15 protein-coding genes are annotated in these 19556 nt (G+C 40.8%); 5 read left to right on the top strand and 10 right to left on the bottom strand.

All coding sequences use genetic code 11. The annotated features are described in order from the left end of the window. Positions 1–232 precede the first annotated feature (232 nt). Positions 233–3568 carry a VCBS repeat-containing protein gene (locus tag GUA46_RS13655; protein WP_313790872.1) on the top strand — a complete coding sequence of 1112 codons (3336 nt, stop codon included), beginning with the start codon at positions 233–235 and terminating at the stop codon, positions 3566–3568. Positions 3569–3635: 67 nt separating this feature from the next. On the opposite strand, the gene GUA46_RS13650 is transcribed toward GUA46_RS13655, so the two are convergent. The 6 genes from GUA46_RS13650 to GUA46_RS13625 all read right to left on the bottom strand — a co-directional run bounded on the left by GUA46_RS13650 (position 3636) and on the right by GUA46_RS13625 (position 12672). Continuing rightward, a complete protein-coding gene (locus tag GUA46_RS13650) occupies positions 3636–4925 on the bottom strand; it encodes a M20/M25/M40 family metallo-hydrolase (RefSeq protein ID WP_176620949.1) in 1290 nt (429 codons plus the stop codon). Between the two features lie 37 nt (positions 4926–4962). After that, complete coding sequence (locus GUA46_RS13645) at positions 4963–5841, bottom strand: aminotransferase class IV (RefSeq protein ID WP_176620948.1); 879 nt, start codon at positions 5839–5841, stop codon at positions 4963–4965. 201 nt (positions 5842–6042) lie between these two features. Then, positions 6043–7992, bottom strand: coding sequence for an OmpA family protein (locus GUA46_RS13640; protein WP_176620947.1), 1950 nt, complete (start codon positions 7990–7992; stop codon positions 6043–6045). Positions 7993–8003: 11 nt separating this feature from the next. Beyond that, a complete protein-coding gene (locus tag GUA46_RS13635) occupies positions 8004–8927 on the bottom strand; it encodes a PorP/SprF family type IX secretion system membrane protein (protein ID WP_176620946.1) in 924 nt (307 codons plus the stop codon). 30 nt (positions 8928–8957) lie between these two features. Then, positions 8958–11924, bottom strand: coding sequence for an Ig-like domain-containing protein (locus tag GUA46_RS13630; protein ID WP_229418513.1), 2967 nt, complete (start codon positions 11922–11924; stop codon positions 8958–8960). 268 nt (positions 11925–12192) lie between these two features. Beyond that, positions 12193–12672, bottom strand: coding sequence for a CAP domain-containing protein (locus tag GUA46_RS13625; protein ID WP_108244279.1), 480 nt, complete (start codon positions 12670–12672; stop codon positions 12193–12195). A 236-nt stretch (positions 12673–12908) separates the two neighbouring features. Between GUA46_RS13625 and GUA46_RS13620 the strand changes: the two genes are divergently transcribed. The 4 genes from GUA46_RS13620 to GUA46_RS13605 all read left to right on the top strand — a co-directional run bounded on the left by GUA46_RS13620 (position 12909) and on the right by GUA46_RS13605 (position 15836). After that, on the top strand, positions 12909–13430 hold the full coding sequence (locus GUA46_RS13620; protein WP_176620944.1) for a 5' nucleotidase, NT5C type: 522 nt from the start codon (positions 12909–12911) through the stop codon (positions 13428–13430). 12 nt (positions 13431–13442) lie between these two features. Continuing rightward, positions 13443–14165 (top strand): carboxylesterase family protein, encoded by a 723-nt coding sequence (locus GUA46_RS13615; protein ID WP_108244277.1) that lies wholly within the window; start codon positions 13443–13445, stop codon positions 14163–14165. Between the two features lie 5 nt (positions 14166–14170). Next, entirely contained in the window at positions 14171–14896 is a 726-nt protein-coding gene (locus GUA46_RS13610; protein ID WP_176620943.1) for a M15 family metallopeptidase, read from the top strand. Between the two features lie 64 nt (positions 14897–14960). Continuing rightward, entirely contained in the window at positions 14961–15836 is an 876-nt protein-coding gene (locus tag GUA46_RS13605) for an alpha/beta hydrolase (protein WP_229418512.1), read from the top strand. Here the strand turns inward: GUA46_RS13605 and GUA46_RS13600 are convergent. The 4 genes from GUA46_RS13600 to GUA46_RS13585 all read right to left on the bottom strand — a co-directional run bounded on the left by GUA46_RS13600 (position 15833) and on the right by GUA46_RS13585 (position 19550). Beyond that, positions 15833–16951, bottom strand: coding sequence for a THUMP-like domain-containing protein (locus tag GUA46_RS13600; protein WP_313790871.1), 1119 nt, complete (start codon positions 16949–16951; stop codon positions 15833–15835). The two genes, GUA46_RS13605 and GUA46_RS13600, sit on opposite strands and share 4 nt — an antisense overlap. Before the next feature lie 73 nt (positions 16952–17024). Further along, entirely contained in the window at positions 17025–18125 is a 1101-nt protein-coding gene (locus GUA46_RS13595) for an AI-2E family transporter (protein WP_176620941.1), read from the bottom strand. 3 nt (positions 18126–18128) lie between these two features. After that, positions 18129–18779 carry a DUF4159 domain-containing protein gene (locus GUA46_RS13590; RefSeq protein ID WP_176620940.1) on the bottom strand — a complete coding sequence of 217 codons (651 nt, stop codon included), beginning with the start codon at positions 18777–18779 and terminating at the stop codon, positions 18129–18131. A 63-nt stretch (positions 18780–18842) separates the two neighbouring features. Beyond that, complete coding sequence (locus GUA46_RS13585) at positions 18843–19550, bottom strand: 16S rRNA (uracil(1498)-N(3))-methyltransferase (RefSeq protein ID WP_176620939.1); 708 nt, start codon at positions 19548–19550, stop codon at positions 18843–18845. Positions 19551–19556: the final 6 nt, after the last annotated feature.

The raw sequence follows: 19556 nt of genomic DNA, 5'->3' as shown, positions 1-19556 counted from the left end.
TTTTATTGGCAACCTATTTTAATTAGGGACAAACCTTATTAATTAAAAATTAATTCGTTTTTAATCAATATTAATCATAGATAGGTAAGATGGAAAAATCGAATTTGTATTTTTAGTAATTGGGTATATCCATCAACATAAACACATCAAATTTTCAATGGAACGGAGACAAATGCTTTAAATCCGTCGAAATTTCATCAAAATTGTTGTTAATCATCAAAACTTAAGCACAGTGACTAAAGGTTATATTTTAATTGCACTTTCATTATTACTGGTTGCTTCTTGCTCAAAGAAAAAAGAGGACACTTTATTCTCTAAAATTTCTTCCGATCACTCTGGTATATCATTCAATAATAAGATAGTTGAGACCGACAGCTTTAATATTCTTACCAGTGAGTATATCTTCAATGGAGGTGGTGTAGCAGTCGGCGATTTTAATAATGATGGCAAGCCTGATCTTTTTTTTACAGGAAATCAGGTCACCAATAAACTCTACCTTAACCAAGGAGATTTCAAGTTCAAGGATGTTTCTGCTGCATCAGGTGTCGAGGCATTGGATAAATGGAAGACAGGGGCATCGGTAATCGATATCAATAATGATTCACTTCTTGACATTTATGTCTGCGCGGCGATGTATGAAAGTCCTGAAGAGAAGGCCAATATATTGTACATCAACCAAGGTGTGGATGATAATGGAGTCCCTATTTTTAAAGAAATGGCAAAAGAATATGGCGTGGCTGATACGGGTAACAGCATGAACGCTGCATTTATTGATTACAACAAAGATGGTCTCTTGGATCTTTATGTGCTTAATAATGTAGACATACATATTTTGCCTGCCAATTACAGAGAAAAAATAACCGATGGTTCGTCTTTAAGTAACGACCGTCTATATCGTAACAATGGCGACAATACCTTTACCGATGTAACATTGGAGGCTGGCATTACCATTGAAGGTTATGGACTGGGTGTTGCCGTATCCGACCTCAATTACGATGGATGGCCCGATATTTATGTAAGCAATGATTACTTGAGCAACGATATCCTCTATATAAACAATGGAGATGGAACGTTTACCGATAAGATAGGGGAATATGTAAAACACCAAAGTAAATTTTCCATGGGTTCCGATGTTGCCGACTTTAATAACGATGGTTACTTGGATATTCTCACTTTGGATATGCTCGGTGAAACAAATTATAGATTAAAGACTACCATCAAGGCAACAAATTATAACGATTACTACATGAACGACAAGTATGGTTACGACTATCAGTATATGCGTAACATGCTTCAAATGGGCCAGGGGCCCAATATGCCCTATAGCGAAATAGGTCTTATGGCAGGAGTTGCAAAAACGGATTGGAGCTGGTCACCATTGTTTGTCGACGCCGATAACGATGGTCGAAAAGACTTATTGATCACCAATGGTTTTCCAAGGGACATCACCGACCTTGATTTTGGCGAGTTCAATTTTAATGTTCAAAAATATTTGAGCACGGCCCAAATCTTGGATTCCATTCCAGTGGTGAAAATACCAAACTATGCTTACCGTAATGAAGGCAATGGACAATTTAAAGATGTGGGCAAGGAATGGGGGCTGAACATACCATCGTTTTCAAATGGGGCAGCATTTGTCGATTTGGACGGTGATGGCGATTTGGACTATGTGGTGAGCAACATTAATGATGAAGCGTTCCTGTTCAAGAATAATTTGGAAAGTAAGCAAACAGGAACCAACAATTACCTGCAACTAAACCTAAAAGGGCCAAAATCCAATACCGCAGGTCTTGGAACAAAAGTGGCGGTTCGGTTTGCAGATGGAACTTTCCAGTATTATGAGCATCAGTTGAATAGGGGGTACCTATCCACTGTGGAAAGTATAGCACACTTTGGTCTTGGACCGCAAAAAACAATAGAATCGCTCGAAGTGTTATGGCCCGATGGGAGATATCAAACAATAAAAAATATAGAGGTCAATCAAAAGTTGACCATTGATCATAGCGAGTCCAAATCCATAGACCGACAAGAGCTGGCATTTCCTTTGGCTCCTAAACAAACCAAGCCAATATATCAGGAAATTTCTGACCAGATTGGTGTTGACTACGTTCACAAAGAGATGGATAAGGCCGATTTTTATGTGCAGCCAACCCTTCCGCACAAACTGACCCAAAATGGCCCAAGTTTAGCAAAGGGCGATATAAATGGTGATGGTTTTGAGGACTTTATCGTTGGAAGCTCATCTGGGTACTCACCTATGATTTTTACCCAAAATTCAGATGGGAGTTTTACAGGAAAACCTTTGTTCGAAGATGAAGGTAACAAAAAGCGGGAGGAAACAAGTATTTCCCTTTTTGATCTGGACAACGATGGTGACCTGGATATATACATGGTGGCGGGTAGTAATGAGTTCGATTTGGACTCACCGTACTATCAAGATTACCTTATGATCAATCAAGGAAATGGAAAATTCGAAAGATCAACGGATAAATTGCCAAAAATAAATTCAAGTGGTTCCGTAGTGGAAGCGGAGGATTTTGATGGTGACGGCTACGTGGATTTATTTATAGGTGGGCGTACTCCTTTTTCCCAATATCCAAAACCAGATGATTGCTATCTATTGAAAAATGAAAAAGGAAAACTGGTCGATGTGACCGATGCCTACAGTAAAGAACTTAGAAAACCAGGGATGGTCACCGATGCTAAATGGGCCGATTTAAACAATGATAATCTAAAGGATTTGATTTTGGTGGGAGAGTTTATGCCCGTGACCGTTTTTATAAATAAAAAAGACTCTTTTCAAAGGATGGATCAAACCGGGATGCAACAACTTTCTGGATGGTGGGAATGCGTGTTGGCCCAAGATTTTGATAATGACGGAGATGTGGATTTGATTGCTGGAAACTTAGGAAAAAACAATTTGTACCAGCCATCACAGGAAAGGCCCGTTACCATGTTAGCTAAAGACTTTGATAATAATGGAGCCATTGACCCTATAATGTTCGCTTACTTTAAAGGCAATTTTGGCGATACCGTTTACAACCCCTATCCAGTTAATTTTTGGGGTGACCTAATAGGACAAAGTCCCCTGTTCAGGAAAAAATTCAACTATTTTAGGGAGTATGCCAAAACTACCAAGGACAACCTGTTCACTCCAGAACAGCTCGAAGGAGCAGATGAGCTCATGGCGAACCATGACCAAACCACCTATTTTGAAAATGATGGAACTGGACAATTTAAAATGGGAAAACTTCCTTGGGAGACACAATCGGCACCAATCAAATGTATGATAACCACTAATACAGGAAACACTGCGACCGACATTCTAATGATAGGGAACGATTTTGGCAATGAGGCTTTCATTGGAAGGTATGATGCTTTCAATGGAGGAATATTGTTAGGCGATAACACAGGAGGTTTTGAATTTAAGAATGCCGAGGAAAGTGGTTTTAAGGTTACCGGAGACGCTAAGGATATGGTACAGGTGGAAAGAGCTGGAGGGGGAGACCCTTACATTGTGGTAACACAAAATAGGGGCAAGGCTTTGGTATTTACCAAAACAAAATAACTTTTTAGTCGAAACTAGATAAACATGGTTTACTCTTTTGAGTGAGCAAACCATGTTTAGTTATATGCTATTTGCTAAGGCCTGCTTGAGCCAATGTAATCAATAAGGCTAGTTGAATAGACTCATCTCCTTCCTCATCGTTCAAGTACCATTCGTGTAGGGAATGGGCCCCACCACCTTGTCCGCCTCGACCAATGCAGACCGCGGGTATTCCTTTGGCAACAGGGATGTTGATGTTGGTGGAACCACGACCCAGTCTAGGGGTTTCTCCAAAGAACTTGGTGGCTGCCATGGTTCTCTGGACCAAGGGCAGGGAAGCTGGCAATTCTCCCGATGGCCTGTCGCCAATTTTAATAAGTTCGTAAGTAACTCTCCCTCGCACACCGCTGGCATTATACGCTGCAATTGCTTTTTTCACGGATTCCTTGAAAATGATTTCGATTTCATCAAGATTTTTAGGGTCAATGGCTCGCATATCCACTTCCATCCACGATTCAAACGGAATTGAATTGACGGAAGTTCCTCCACCGATCCTGCCCACATTGAAGCTTGTTTTAGTAACGTCGCCAGAAGTATATTCCCAAGCATTTTTTGAAAAGATATCAATGGCTTTGCCCAAAGCATGGTGAGGATTGGCCAGTCCAAAAGCCCCCCAAGAATGGCCACCTTTTCCCTTGATGAGCAATTTATACCTTTTGGAACCCAATCCCGCATTGCTAATTCTGCCGAGACTACCGCCATCTATGGCAATCCAGGAATCAATATCTAGTCCAGATTCGTTAAACATATATTTCATACCACGGAGGTCACCGAGACCTTCTTCGCCGACAGAGCCAACAATGAGCAGGTCTTTTTCGGTTTTTATTCCAGATTTGTTCATGGCCTTTAGCATACTGATCAACATCGCAAGACCTCTGGTATCATCTCCGATTCCGGGCGCTTTAAGTGTATCTCCGACCTTTTTTACCGTAACATCCGTTCCTTCTGGAAAAACAACATCCAAGTGAGCGTCCACACCAAGATAGCCTGGCTCACCGGAAGTTCCTTTTCGTAATCCGATTACATTTCCGACTTTATCCGTCCACAGGCTATCCACTCCGGCTTCTTCCAACATCTTGGCAAAAACTTTGCCTCTTTCGTCTTCCATAAATGGAGGGGCCAACACTTCTGTCAAGGTGATCAAGTCTTGAGTCGTTTGTTGTTTTTGAGATTTTATAATGTCAAAAGCTTTTTCGACCTCTTTTTTCTTAGTCAAGCGTTCTACTTCTTTGGAATACTTTTTTTCGATTTCTTGAGCCATCATTGTATGGCCAAATAAAGCAAACGTCAAAACTAGGCCTAAGGTGATTTGTTTCATAATTGAAGTTTTAGTGGTTCGTTTCAAAGGGTAAACTTTAGAGTTTTGATTGTGATGTGTCCATGCTTCTTAGTTTGGCAAATGCCTTTTGGAGTCTTTTGGTTGTTTTGCCAATATTGTCGTTTTCATAAAATTGATGCTCACCTAATATGGCAATGGATGCAATCTGGGTCGTGGTACCTGTAAAAAATGCTTCGTCCATGTGTTTAATTTCGTCTTTGGCAATAGGTCTTTCGATTACTGAAATATCAAGATTTTGACAAAGTTCCAGTACAATCATCCTAGTAATACCGTTCAAAATATGATTGTCAGCAGGATGAGTGATTACGGTTCCATTCTTTACAAAAAAGATGTTGGTGTGCGAGCCCTCCGAAATCATACCATCACGTACCAACGCAGCTTCATCGGCCAAATGGTCCATTGCTGCTTCATTGGCCATAATATTTCCCAGCAGGGAGATGGATTTAATATCACATCGATGCCATCTAAAATCTGGCTCCAAGATAGCTTTTATATGTTTTAGGTTGATGGTGGGAAGCACATAGGGAAGCGCATACATCATCACGCTTGCAGGAACATCTTTTGGGTAGGAGTGTTTCCTTGGAGCTGTCCCACGGGTTACTTGCATATAGATCAAACAAGATTTTTCCGTGAGACCCGAGGCTTTGAGAAGTGGTTCCAATGCATCATCAATATTTTTGACATCGTAGGATATACCGATTTTATTCAAATTGTCCTGTAATCGGTCCAAGTGGGCCTTTTTGTAGAATATACCGTTCTCCAATTGTACCATAACTTCGTAAATGCCGTCTCCGAACAAAAAACCTCGATCAAAAACTGATATTTTGGCATCTTCGGCAGATACGATTTCTCCATTCAAAAAGACTTTTTCGGGAAAATTTCCTTTTGGCAGCATGCAAGGTTGGTTTTTAACGTAAAGAAAACATTTGGTATCCCCCTACGTATTTGTAATGTGTGAAGGTAGTGGATATTTGCCAAAAGTAAAACCAAGTGCCCATTATCTATGGATACTTGGTTTTGACTAGGGGAATTATGAGGATTGACCTTTAAAAATTTCAAAATCATATCCATGGCCACAATTGGATTACCGCTTACATTATCTTTGGACGTTCTCCATATTTTCATTTTTTTCAACAATGATAAAATCCGAACGTCTATTGAGCAAATGTTCTTGCTCACTGCACTTGACACCGTTGGAGCATCTATTTTTCAATCGATATTCCCCATAACCGTCGGCACTTACAATTCTGCCATGATCTATACCCTTGGATATTAGATATCTCATGGTCGATTTGGCCCTATCGTCCGATAGTTTAAAATTATATTGGTCACTACCTCTAGAATCGGTATGGGATTCGATTTTTATTTTGATGCCTGGAAACTCCCTCATGGCGTAGAGCACTTTTTCCAGCTCTATTTCCGCTCTAGGGGTGATATCTGATTTGTCATATTCAAAATAAATGGGGTTCACCTTAATTTTTTCAACGTCTCCTTCCTTTACAACTAGGCTTTCAAAAGGAGTGAGGTAGATCATATTTTCCTCGGAGGGTTCTTGAGGGTTTTCTCCGGTAATGATGCTTACTTCCTCTTTAGTGAAACGGGGTTTAGAGAATACAAGTTTATTCTCTTTGTTACAAGGCAGCGTAATGTTGAAGTAGCCATTACCATCCGTTTGAAGCGCACTTACAAATCCAGTTGCGCCATCGTAAAGTTCAATTTTGGAAAGAGGTATGGGATCCCCTGTATTTTTGTTCAAGACATAGCCGGAATATACTAGGCAGTCCACTGGTTTGGCTTTATTTATCTGGTAAATGTCGTCATCCCCAGCGCCTCCGAATCGGTTGGATGCAAAAAAGCCAAGGTCCTTTTTAGCATTGTAGATAAGGGAAAAGTCATCCATGTTTCCATTGATGGGCTCACCCAAATTACTAGGCAAATCAAACTTGTTTTCTGATAAAATAGTGGAGCCAAAAACATCCAACCCACCAAGGCCATAATGCCCATCAGAAGCAAAATAAAGCGTATCACCATCTACAAAGGGGAACATTTCACGCCCCTTGGTATTTATCTGTTTCCCCAAATTTTTTGGTGGCGATATGGCATCCCCTTCCATTCCAATTTCTACCACATAAATATCACTGTGCCCATATCCGCCGGGCATATTGGAGGTAAAGTATAGGAATTTACCGTCCGAACTTATTGCAGGATGGCCGCAGGAATAATCTTTACTATTGAACGATAGTGATGTAACCTCAATAAGCTTGTTCTGATAAATACTACCTTTTAAGATTTGCATATTGGATAGACCATCGTTGTTGGCGTTCAACTTGTTCTTTTTAATGTAGTTTCGGGTAAAATATACGGTCTGTGACCCCGGAGCGAAGGCTACATTGGAGTCGTGGAAATCTGAGTCCATGTTGTCCAAGAACTTTTCTGGAACATAATCAGCAACGTTCGGGTTGGTCAGGTACACATCCAGATAAGGTTGATTGTTCCAAGGATATATCTTACCGCTGGACCTTAAAGTGTCCCTTGCCGATGCAAAAACTAGCATATCGTTGAACATTGCCGGGGCGAAGTCGGATTTTTTACTGTTAAAGTCCAATTTTTTGATTTCGAACTTTGGATTTTCCTCCTTAAGACTTTCCAATTGTTCCTTTTGTGCCAGAATCATATTCAACCTATCTTGATCGGAAGAATAAAAGTCCTTGAGCAACTGATCCGCTTTTTGGGGTTCCATACTGGCTTTTAAACATTGTACAAGTTTTATAATGTTGCTTTCGCCCACATTTTGTCCTTGCATGGCATGGAGTTTCATGTACCAATCCTTTGCATTTTGGTACTCGCTCATATTAAAATGGGCATCGGCCAATCGCTGGATAACGTGAATGGAAGTTTTTCTGTCTTCGGAAGCAAGATCGTTGTAAAGTGTAATTGCTTTTTCAAACTTGAACTCATCGAAGTATTGATCGGCCCTATCCAATTTGCTCTGGGCGAGGCCCGCTATTGAGTAACCGAGAACTATAAGTAGTATTATTTTTTTCATGATGCGATTTTTTAAAAGAATCGGGGTGATAATGCTCTTTTGTTCCTATCAAAAACAGTGAACTTAAGAATGATTTCATGGGACCCATCATTATAGTTTTCGAGTCCTGTCAAAGAGTAATCATAGGCATAGCCAATAAAGAACTTGCTGCCCAAATGAAAACCGGCCAATGCACTTAGCGCATCGTCGTATCTGTAGGCCAGACCAAGGTTCACTTTTTCCTGAATCAAGAAGTTGGCCGAGATGTCCACTGTTAGGGGTGCCCCTGCTATATGTTTTGTAAGCAGTGCTGGTTTGAACTTTAAGGATGGGGATAGGTCAAACACATAGCCTCCCATAAAATAATATTGACTTTTTCTATCGGTTACTTCACGGTCATCATCATTGTATATTTCTGAGTTCAGAAAGTTATCTGTCGAAGCTCCCAAATACCAATGGTCGCTATAAAAGAATGCCCCAAACCCAACGATGGGCCTTGTCTTGTTCAGGTTTTCGCTAAAAACAGGGTCCAAATCGTCATTAAAGACCCCTTTGGACCAGTCAATGCTCAGGATATCGGCACCTGCATTGATTCCAAGGGATAGTTTTGTGCTTGCCCCGGTGGTAAGTTCATAAGCAAAATGTCCGTTTACGCGAACATTGTTGGATGCTCCGATATTATCGTTGATCGCTGTTAATCCGAGCCCTATTTTTTCACCAGTCCTTCCCTGAACGGTAAAGGATTGGGTTTCCGGGGCCCCGTCCAAACCTACCCATTGCGAGCGGTACAGGACATTTGCCTCGAAGTTGGCAGATGTACCGGTATATCCGGAATTGAGTACAGTGGTATTGTACATGTACTGTGTGTACTGTGGGGCTTGCTGTGCTGTTGTGCCAAAGTGAGCCAAGACTATGCACAGAGAAGCAACCATTTTATATTGAATGTTCTTTATCATAATTGATGGAATTGATTTTTAATATTGGGACTACCTGGCGAGTTGTAACCAGCCTACAAGGTTACGGTCCAGTTCTGGAATGTTGATTACATAATAATATGTTCCAGAAGGAAGATGGTCTCCTTTGTTCAGGATTCCGTTCACATTTGCTATACCGTCCCAAGTGTTGCGATAATCGACCGCTTTGAACACAGTATTTCCATTCCTGTTAAAAACTTCAATGGTATTGGAGTAGTCTTCAATGCATTCAATTTCAAAGAAATCGTTGAAGCCGTCATTGTTGGGCGAAAACTCATTGTATACCCGTAGGCAAAACTCCTCATCCAATACCTCTCCACATTCTATGGTCGCAATATCCAATTGAAATGAATCTGTAGATGTACAAGAAACAGGATCGTCGTATGCTACACTGATGGAATTATTATCAAGGCTGTTCCAAGTAACGGATACAAAATCATCGGATGTGCCGCCACCATCAACAACAGTGCCTCCGGTAACCGTCCATGTGTAATTCTGTTTTCCACTTTCGGTGGTATAGGTGTACTCTTCATTCAAGCACGTATCCTCGGATTGGCCGCTAACGGTAATTGGTTCCCCTTCTTCCACCAGCACGGATACTTCCAATAACGATGTACTTTCGCAGCCTTCTGGACTTACATTGGAAACGAAATAGGATTCTTGGTCTACAAGTGGTGTGGATGGGTCAAGAAGATTATTTCCTTCGGCATCCGAATAGAACAGGACACTGGATTCGTTGACTTGAAGGTCAGCCAGTGTTGCATTTTCACTTGCACAAAAAGTTTGTTCAGTTTCGCTAGTGGTTGGAGCCGGGGGATCAATAAGGTTTACTGAAATGCCTACACGCACCAGTACTTCAATGGGAACATCCAAGATTCCAGCAAAGTATACTTCGCCGTCAACCAAGGGTGTGCTAAGGTCTAGGGCAAGGTCAGCATCAAGACTATCAAAGAAGAGTACATCGTTCACATTGACCACTAAATCCAGTAGGGTGGGATTGTCCGATGCACAGAATGTCTGAACCAAATCATCGATGATCAAATCAGGGATGTCGATTTCGATGCCCCCGGTCAGTGTACACAGGCCAGCATCCACAAATACATCAATGGTGCTATTGGCATCCAAGGATAGGTCTATACCGTTCACGTCTACACTGAAATCCAGATTTGTATCCAAGACGCCATTAAAGCTCTGTCCGTTTACGTTTAGGATAATGGCATCGCCAGGACTGGCATCGCCACTTATACTTCCAGAGACATTAAATGTAGGGTCCAGTTGAAAAATATCCGCCAGTATATCCAGAGTGATTTCTGGTGTGGCATCTATGGAGATACTTGCTCCCGAGTCCACAATTTCCACTGTTGTGGATTGTAGATCTCCAGCAGGATTTTCACAGCCTGCGGATGATTCGGTCACTCGTACAAAATAGTTGTATGGGCTACCAGCTTCATCTAGTCCGGTAATAGTGAGTGATCCATCTTGGGGGTCAATGGAATAGTTGACCGAACCAACGGTAAGTCCATCGGTAATTTCACTGGTCGCATTGACATCGAAAAACCAAGTGTATGTTCCATCAATATCGCTTGACGGGATCAGTACCACATCGTTGGATGAACATATAGGTGATTCATCTCCAGAAATGTCTATATCGGCGGCTGTAGGAATATCCACGACATTTACCTCTACTGGAATTCTTGGTGACTCTTCTGGACACGCTGGATCTGCAGAAGCAACAAAATAGGTAGTGCTGGAAGTTAAAACAGGGGTTGTGTATGGATCACCTGAATTTACCGTAGCCAAAAGTGTACCACCAGTCTGTGCATTGTACCATCTTAATTCAGCTCCACCAACCGTTGTGGCGACCAAATCAACAGATTCTCCTGAACAGATGCTCACGTCTTGGGAATCGGCATCCAAATCGGGCAATGCAGGAGCACGAAAAACCTCATATAGATTGATGGATTGTGCAATGTCAACATTCAATAGCGACGATAGGCGAAGTGTAATTCGATTGGCCTGACCAGTGGGATCTATGGGTATGGTAGCGACTTGACCTCCTTCCAAAAGCCCTAAAAGGTCCAAATCCAGTAATGAGGAAAGGCTTCCGTTAAAGGTAGGTGAGTTAGAACCATTTTGTGCAATAACCTGTATGTTGTTTGCCAATCCCAAGCTCAATAGTGATGGATCAATGGCGAGTTGGATATAAAAATTGTCACCAGACTGGGAAAGGGATTCGAAATATATAGTTTGTTCAATGCTCGCAGCTACACCGAGAACACCGAGACCTATTTCGGAAGCTGTATTTGGGTCACCATCTATGGCCAAGTGTGAATCTGTGACACCGGCCCCTCCCAATCCCAATAGGTCCAAGGAAAGACCGCTCCCATCAAAGGAGGTGTAGCTTGGTGTTCCGCATACATTGGGGTCACTACCGGAAAAAGCTCCGAATACATCCAAAGCCCGAGTGTTGAACAAACCAAGGATAGCACCTATTTGGTTATCGATCCTGACGCGGTTATAATCCGCACTAGGGGATATGGCCAGAAAAAAATCGTTGTTGGCATCCGTTACGACTCTAAGTTGATCTGACGAAAAAGCATTGTTACTTCCTGATGATTCCTGTAGTAACATGGCGCCATTGTTACTTATGGTTACCGTAAATTCTTGATTTCCTATAAGGACCGTTCCTAGGACATCAGCCAATAGTCCCCCTAAACTACCTCCCAAAAGCGAAGGCAGTAGGTCATCTTCTGTATCAATTTTAACAAACGATTGTGTATTCGATGGTAATGTAGATGGGAATTCTAACTCTAAATGTCCATCATAAGCTCCTGCACCAAGAGCAAGGCCTGAGCTTGCCCTGATAGTGGCTTGGGTAGAAAGGTTCCCGTCAATTGCATTAGCAGAATTGTCAACTTCATTTTCGCTATTGACGGTTGTCGCGAAGGTTTGTGCTCCTACTGTCCAATTAATAGACAAGATTAAAATAGTAAATAAGCACTTTTTTAAGCAAAGTAATACTTGATCCATAAAAAAATGTTTTAATTATTGTTTAAAACGTAATTATATGTCAAATATTTTAAATTGTAGGAAAAAACTCGTTATTAAATAGGAAAAATGAATAAATAACTGATATTCAACGTTTTCGTGTAAATACGCATAAAATCTGGTAATACAGGGAAATCAGATATTAAATATTTTGATAAAAAATATGTAGGAAAATATTTTTAATAAAGAAGGAGTTAGACTATCTGTAAAACATTTGGGTGAAGTAAAAAACACCTTTGTCATTTAATTTTGCACTTACCGCAGTGAACTTATAATTACCCTCAATTGCTTTACGGTGCGAATCACTTTTTAGCCAGGCATTGACCACACCTTTAGCCGTAACAAAATTTCGTCCAACAATTTCTGATACGTAGTTGGCTTTGGCCGCTATGGTAAGGTCAGAGGATCTTCGGTCAAAATTATCATGACTGATTTTATTTTTATCAATCATATCCATGGTGTGCTCAATAGCAAAATCGTAGGCAATTTTGTCAAATTCAAGTGTACTCAAACCAATTGAATCCCTATGCTGGTTGACAAGGTCAAGAATCTCCATCTCCATGGGTGATAATTGAGATTCGTAGTGAAAAGTTTCTACATCCTCTACAGAATCTGTGGAGCAAGAAACAACAAAAGTAAACACCATTAAAACACCTAATATTCTGCTAAATCCTTTCATAATCTTAAAATTCGGGTGCAAAAGTATTGAGTAATAAATGCTTGGCAATATGGTTTTTAAGGAGTTTTTTGAACAGTTTTTATTTGACGTTGAATTGCGTTAAGCTATTCTTAAACCGGTATTTCATCGGTTGATCATAGCCTTATGACCAAATTGTAAAAGCTGTGTTTTGAATTGTGGAAAACTTTGATTTTTTATTCAGTTTTTGCGTACTTCACAACTTAAATACTACTTCTATGGTCATTTTTGTTGATATGGATGAGGTTATTGCAGATGCTTATACCGCCCATCTGGAAATTTACAATCAGGAGTTTAACGCCCAAGTAAAAATTGAGGACTGTTTTGGTAAGGAATTTTGGCAAACCGTTCCCGAAATTCATCAAGAATCCATTAAAGGCCATACAAGGCGCGATGGATTTTTTGCCGGTTTAAAGGTGATGCCCGACAGTCAAGAAGTACTCGAAGAATTGAGCAAGAAACACGAGGTATATATAGCATCCGCAGCGATGGAGTTTCCACAATCTTTACGGGAAAAATCGGATTGGCTGGATGCACATTTTCCATTTATTCCATGGCAAAATAGAATACTGTGTGGTAACAAACATATTTTAAAAGGCGATGTCCTTATAGATGATAGAAGCAAAAACCTTGATTTTTTTGATGGTAGGTCAATTATGTTTACCTCTCCACATAATACCAATGTCACATCATTTGAGAGAGCGGATACTTGGAAGGATATAGCGGAGAAACTTTTGTAAATTGCAATTACAATGCAAAACAAACTATCCCGGTTTTTTATTTTTTTCGCAGTATTGATGCTTCAGGCCTGTGCCGGACAATCCCATTTAGTTCAAGATGAGCTGGAAACCGTTACCAAAGAACATTTAAAATACTACCTCTACTATCCTGAGGATTATTTTAAATCCGAAAACAAAGAATTCGGCCTATTGCTCTTTCTTCATGGAGGAGGTGAGTCGGGCAGGAATGTTGAGGAAATCAAAGATACTGGCCCGCCCAAAATGTTGGTTGAAGGCAAACAATTTCCATTTTTAATACTTGCCCCACAGAACCCACATGCACAAAAGTGGTGGAATACCGATGCGGTCGTCCAATTGTTGGATTCTGTAACGCAAGCCAACCGGGTGGATAAGAACAGGATTTATTTAACAGGATTGAGTAGGGGAGGTAGTGCCTCTTGGGAGCTGGCGACCCAATACCCCGAAAAGTTTGCCGCCATGGCGGTGGTCTGCGGCATGACGCCCCTGCCTTACGCCCATTGGATAGACAAAGAAATGCCCATATGGGTTTTCCATGGGGATAAAGACGATGTAATCAATGTGGAGGAGTCCGATAAGATGGTCGATAAGTTACGTGAAATGGGATACGATGTTCGCTATACAAGATATAAGGGCGTTGGCCATAATGCATGGGACAGAGCATACACCACAGATTCATTGTATACATGGTTGGCCAGCAAAAAACGAACTAAATAAACCCTATGAAATATTCAATTGTTTTATTCTCAATTCTTCTTACCATAAGTTGTAATCAAAGAAAAAAGACCGATCAAAACAATACTGCGGAAGTTGAGACGGGAATCGTTATGGATTCTATGTCCAAAGATTCTATCATAAAGGTTGACAAGCCCAAACTAGAAACCTTTGAAGGGCTGCCAGATACCACTTTTGTAAGGCTCGCTGACTTTAGCGAGGATTTTGCCTATGATATGCGCTATGCGACAGAGAATAATTTCCTAAAGGCCAAAGTTTACGATTGTGCCGAGTGTTTCACCCGGGTAAAAACAGCAAAAGCATTGATACAGGCCAACAAGGATTTTATGGAAAAAGGTGTCAAAATCAAATTTTATGATTGCTACCGACCCAACTCCGTACAATACAAAATGTGGGAAATAGTGCCCAATCCTCAATATGTTGCCAATCCTGATAAGGGCTCTATTCACAATAAGGGTGGGGCCGTGGACATTACGTTAGTGGACATGGACGGCAAAGAACTGGATATGGGGACTGACTTTGATTACTTTGGAAAAAGGGCCTATCACGATAACATGGATTTACCACAAGATATATTAGACAACCGGAAACTACTTAAGGAAACCATGGAAGCACATGGTTTTTGGTCCATAAGAACCGAGTGGTGGCATTACAATCTATCCGCAGCCTCCAATGATCCAGTGGCCAATTTTAAATGGGAATGTAATCAATAACCATTTCAACTTTATAAAAACACTTAAAAAATCAACCTTAGTTATAATATTAATTTCAGTTGGAATGTCGGCACAAGATACCATAATGCCACTTTGGCCAAAATCCATACCTAATCAACATCAATCTAATGGAGAAGAGGTGATAAGTAAATCTGATGATGGTATTCTTTGGGTGACAAACGTTCAAGAACCTACATTGGAAGTGTACCTTCCTTCAAAAAGAAACATGACCGGACAGGCAGTGATTATTTTCCCAGGGGGCGGATACGCTGGTCTTGCATATGATTGGGAAGGAACCGATATAGCCAAAGTGTTGACGACAAAGGGGATAGCTGGCATTGTGGTAAAATACCGATTGCCCGGGTCCAAATCCATTTCCGAAGGTAAACATGTTGTCCCATTACAGGATGCGCAACGCGCTATTAGATTGGTCAGGTCCAAATCCGATGAGTGGAACATCGATTCCAAAAAAATTGGAATAATGGGATTTTCTGCTGGCGGGCATTTGGCCTCAACTTTGGGGACACACTATAATGAAAGTGTTTACAAAAGGCAGGATGAAGTTGATGATTTATCCGCCCGTCCAGATTTCATGGCGTTGATTTACCCTGTGATTACGTTAGGGGAGCCAAGTACCCATACAGGTTCCAGGGTTTCGCTGCTGGGTGAGGATGCAGCTGATGAATCAGTGAATTATTTATCCAACGAAAAACATGTGCAAGCTAATACTCCGCCTACTTTTTTACTGCATGCAATGGATGATGGTGCGGTTCCCGTGGAAAATTCCATCATGTTTTTTGACGCTTTGAGGGAGCACAATGTTCCGACTACCATGCATGTGTACCCAACAGGTGGCCATGGGTTTTCTCTTGCATTGAAGGACCAAAAGTTGAAAGGTTGGATAGACCTCTTTTTTGATTGGGTGGCCAATCTGGACTAGTCCTGTATTTTTTCGCAATTCAATACTAACAATGAATCATCGATGGATTTGGTGAAGAAAAGGTATCTGTTCCCACCATCCTTTATTTTATGTTTTTTACGGATTTCGGCCACTGATATGGGAAAATTACGTGTCGTAATATTTGCTTTGGCCACGTCCATTGATTTAACTGATTTTTTTGAGTAAGGCAGTGCTTTGATGATTTTAAATCTTCTGCCGGGAAAGTCGATGATTTTATCCGACGAGTACAAATGGGAATGAGGATGTAATTTGGCAAGGTTGTAGCTTTTTCCAACAGATTTGAACCCTCCTGATTTTAAAATTGCGGCATTGGGCTCATACAAGTAGGATGATGGTTTGCCAAAATCAGCTTGGGAATCTTGCTCTTGCTCCAGTTTAAAATCGAAGGTCTCTTCCTGTACCGGGGTTGCGTTAATGGTTCTTATTTTGATACTTCCATGGTACTCCTTTTCCAAAACAAACAAAAGTTCCTTTACTTCATTTTGAACGGCGACCACATGAACTTCCTTCACAAAATTCAATTCTTCAACACCCAATTTTATATCCAAAAGCGGAGAAGTTTTTACCAGTATATTTTGGGTTTTTTGAAAAAGTAAGGGGAGATGTTCGGGTAGGTTGGGCAGACAATCTTCCAACAAAAATACTTTTCCTTTTGCATCATTTCTTCGAGAAGGATCTACGTATATCCAATCAAAATTATAGGAGGAATTTTTTAAGAATTCAATACCGTCCTCAGCCAGACATTCAATATTTTTTTGTCCTAAAACTTTAAAATTATGGTGTGCAATTTCACTCAAATCCTTGTTGATTTCGCAGTGAAAAATGGTGGTGATTCTTTTGGAAAAAAAGTAGCTGTCAACACCAAACCCTCCGGTAACATCCAAGAGTGATTTTCCATCTGTTAACCTAGCTTTATATGTTGCGGTTGTCTCTGAGCTGGTTTGCTCAATATTCAGTTTGTTCGGATAATAAATGTTGGCCGTTCGGAACCACGTAGGGAGTTTGTTCTTGCACTTTTTCTTAGCTTCAATCTGCTCGGCTAGCTCTTTTTGCAGAATTCCTTCAAAAATAGGTTTCGCCAGTAAAACTGACACGATGTCAGTTGAAATATTTTTTAGTATAAATTCCTGTGGACCAGTATTTAAAATTAGTTTATTCAAACTAAAACTATAGGTTTTTAGTTAGTTTTTTAACAAAGGAGTTTTCGGCTAAAAACTCCTTCAAAATTACTTTGATCGCTGTATATCCAGGAACAGCAACAACCATTCCCACCACGCCAAAAAGAAGTCCGGCGATGATAATGATCAAGAAGATTTCCAACGGATGCGATTTAACACTTGTGGAAAAAATAAAGGGTTGGGAGAAGAAATTATCGATCAATTGTCCCACGGTCAAACCTATTAAAACATACATCGCTTTCGGGAGAATTACGGTGCTGAAATCGGCATCGATAAAAGTGGTCATTGTTAAAAGAACCATAGTTACCCCGCCTATGATCGGACCTATGTATGGAATGATGTTGAAAAGGGCACAGAGGAACGCGATCACGATTGCGTTTTCAACGCCTACAATCAACAGCGAAATAGTGTAGATTACAAAGAGAATGAACAGTTGTAATAGGATACCGGCAAAATATCTTGAAAGTAAATTATTGATCTTGTCAACGGATTTTACCAGATTACTTTCCTTGTCATCGGGAACAAAAGTCAGAATACCGTTTTGCATCAATTTACTGTCCTTTAAAAAAAAGAAAGAGATGAAGAGCACTGAAAATAGGCCAATGCTAAAATTGCTCAAAACATTGACTATGGAATTGATGAAGTTGGGAATAAACTTTAGATCCAGTCCCTTGAGCACGTTTTCTTCAATCTTGGATTCGTCAAGCATATTGTTCACACTTCGTGTGGATGCTCCAAAATAATCCAATGTTTGAAGGTACAGCGAATTAAGATCGTTTTTGAGCGTTTCCATATCCAATAGGGAAAGGTTTTTGCTCTGTTCGGCAACAAGCGGGATAAATAGCGCAAGTATTCCCAAGAAAAGGAACAACATAAATATCATGGTGATCACGACCGCAAATGTGTTGGGAAATTTCAGCCTGTCCCTCAAAAACCTGACAACAGGGCGCCCCAGCAAGGCTATTACGGCCGCTATGGCCAAATAGGCCAATACGGACTGTATTTTATAAAAGAACCAGCAAATGAGTACTGCACCTACCATTATGGCTACTGCCCTCAATATTCCGTTGGCTATTGTTTTTGAGTTCATTGATCAACCTTTAAATACATATTCGATTATGTTTGACCCCATTTGAAGAGCCTTTGTCCTAACTTCTTCAGGGTCGTTATGTACGGTAGGATCTTCCCAGCCATCACCAAGATCGGATTCGTAGGTATACAGCAAAACAAGTCGTCCCTTTTCAAAGATGCCGAACGCCTGTGGACGCTTGCCGTCGTGTTCATGGATTTTAGGCAATCCATCGGGAAAAGTGAACTTTTGAGAAAAAATGGGATGGTCTACCCCAAGCTCTTCCAATTGCCTGTCCGGAAATAGTTTTTCCAGTTCCCTTTTTAAATAGGGTTCCATACCGTAGTTGTCATCAATATGCAGAAACCCACCGGATAAAAGATAGGTCCGTAAATTTTGGACTTCATCATCATTAAAAAACACATTTCCATGGCCGGTCATGTGCAAAAAGGGATATTTGAATATGGAAACGCTTCCTGCCTCAACAGTTTCGGGTTGCACATCTATTTTGGTGTCTATGTTGGTGTTGCAAAACTCAATCAGGTTGGGTAGTGCCGTGGGGTTCGAATACCAATCGCCACCACCTCCGTATTTGAGAATGGCTATTTGCTGACCAATGGACATATTTAATGCAAATAGTACCAGCAAAACCATAAAAATGAAATTCTTTTTCATGAAGAGTGGTTAACCGACCCTAAAAATAGGACAATCATTTGTAAAAAAATGAAGTGTTTCTCTTTAGTTGTTGATAATCGCAACGGTAGTACAAGCCACAATGGCAGCAGTCTCGGTACGGAGTCTATTTTGGCCTAAGGAAATGGGGACATAGCCCTTTTCTTTGGACAAATCGATTTCTTCCTTTGAGAAGTCACCTTCGGGACCGATAAGTATGGTGACATCGTTATCAGCGATAACTCTTCGTTTTAATTCCATCTTTTCCCCGTTCTGGCAATGTGCAATGAACTTGAAGCCCACAGAAATATTTGTTTCCATGAATTCTTTATAAGAAATGGGTGGATTGATCTTGGGTAAAATGGTTTGCAAAGATTGTTTCATGGCCGATTGCAGCACTCTTTCCATCCGTTCCAGTTTGATGGTCTTTCTTTCGGAATGGTCACAAATGATAGGAGTGATCTCATCCACGCCAATTTCCGTAGCCTTTTCCAAAAACCATTCGTAGCGGTCGTTCATTTTTGTCGGGGCTACCGCCATGTGCAGTTTGTATCTCTTGGGAATGGTCCTACTTTCCGAAATAATGCGCACCTTGCACCTTTTTTGGTTCGCCTCCAAAATCTCTGCCTCGAAGAGGTAGCCTTTGCCATTGGTGATTTGGACTGTATCCCCTTCGGATTTTCTGAGCACCTTTACAATGTGTTTACTCTCGTCCGGAGGAAAAACAAATTGCTTGGCGCTATTGTCCAATTTGGCATTGTAAAAAAGTTGCATAGCTAA

The organism is Flagellimonas chongwuensis (assembly GCF_013376415.1).
In the GTDB taxonomy this organism is placed as follows: domain Bacteria; phylum Bacteroidota; class Bacteroidia; order Flavobacteriales; family Flavobacteriaceae; genus Flagellimonas; species Flagellimonas chongwuensis.
This window is presented reverse-complemented; position numbering and strand designations above follow the sequence as displayed.

What these genes read in the sequence shown, in the direction of transcription:
- GUA46_RS13650 (WP_176620949.1), bottom strand. Translation starts at nt 4,925, where the DNA reads ATGAAACAAATCACCTTAGGCCTAGTTTTGACGTTTGCTTTATTTGGC.
- GUA46_RS13595 (WP_176620941.1), bottom strand. Translation starts at nt 18,125, where the DNA reads ATGAACTCAAAAACAATAGCCAACGGAATATTGAGGGCAGTAGCCATA.
- GUA46_RS13645 (WP_176620948.1), bottom strand. Translation starts at nt 5,841, where the DNA reads ATGCTGCCAAAAGGAAATTTTCCCGAAAAAGTCTTTTTGAATGGAGAA.
- GUA46_RS13590 (WP_176620940.1), bottom strand. Translation starts at nt 18,779, where the DNA reads ATGAAAAAGAATTTCATTTTTATGGTTTTGCTGGTACTATTTGCATTA.
- GUA46_RS13640 (WP_176620947.1), bottom strand. Translation starts at nt 7,992, where the DNA reads ATGAAAAAAATAATACTACTTATAGTTCTCGGTTACTCAATAGCGGGC.
- GUA46_RS13615 (WP_108244277.1), top strand. Translation starts at nt 13,443, where the DNA reads ATGCAAAACAAACTATCCCGGTTTTTTATTTTTTTCGCAGTATTGATG.
- GUA46_RS13625 (WP_108244279.1), bottom strand. Translation starts at nt 12,672, where the DNA reads ATGAAAGGATTTAGCAGAATATTAGGTGTTTTAATGGTGTTTACTTTT.
- GUA46_RS13635 (WP_176620946.1), bottom strand. Translation starts at nt 8,927, where the DNA reads ATGATAAAGAACATTCAATATAAAATGGTTGCTTCTCTGTGCATAGTC.
- GUA46_RS13610 (WP_176620943.1), top strand. Translation starts at nt 14,171, where the DNA reads ATGAAATATTCAATTGTTTTATTCTCAATTCTTCTTACCATAAGTTGT.
- GUA46_RS13620 (WP_176620944.1), top strand. Translation starts at nt 12,909, where the DNA reads ATGGTCATTTTTGTTGATATGGATGAGGTTATTGCAGATGCTTATACC.
- GUA46_RS13585 (WP_176620939.1), bottom strand. Translation starts at nt 19,550, where the DNA reads ATGCAACTTTTTTACAATGCCAAATTGGACAATAGCGCCAAGCAATTT.
- GUA46_RS13605 (WP_229418512.1), top strand. Translation starts at nt 14,961, where the DNA reads ATGTCGGCACAAGATACCATAATGCCACTTTGGCCAAAATCCATACCT.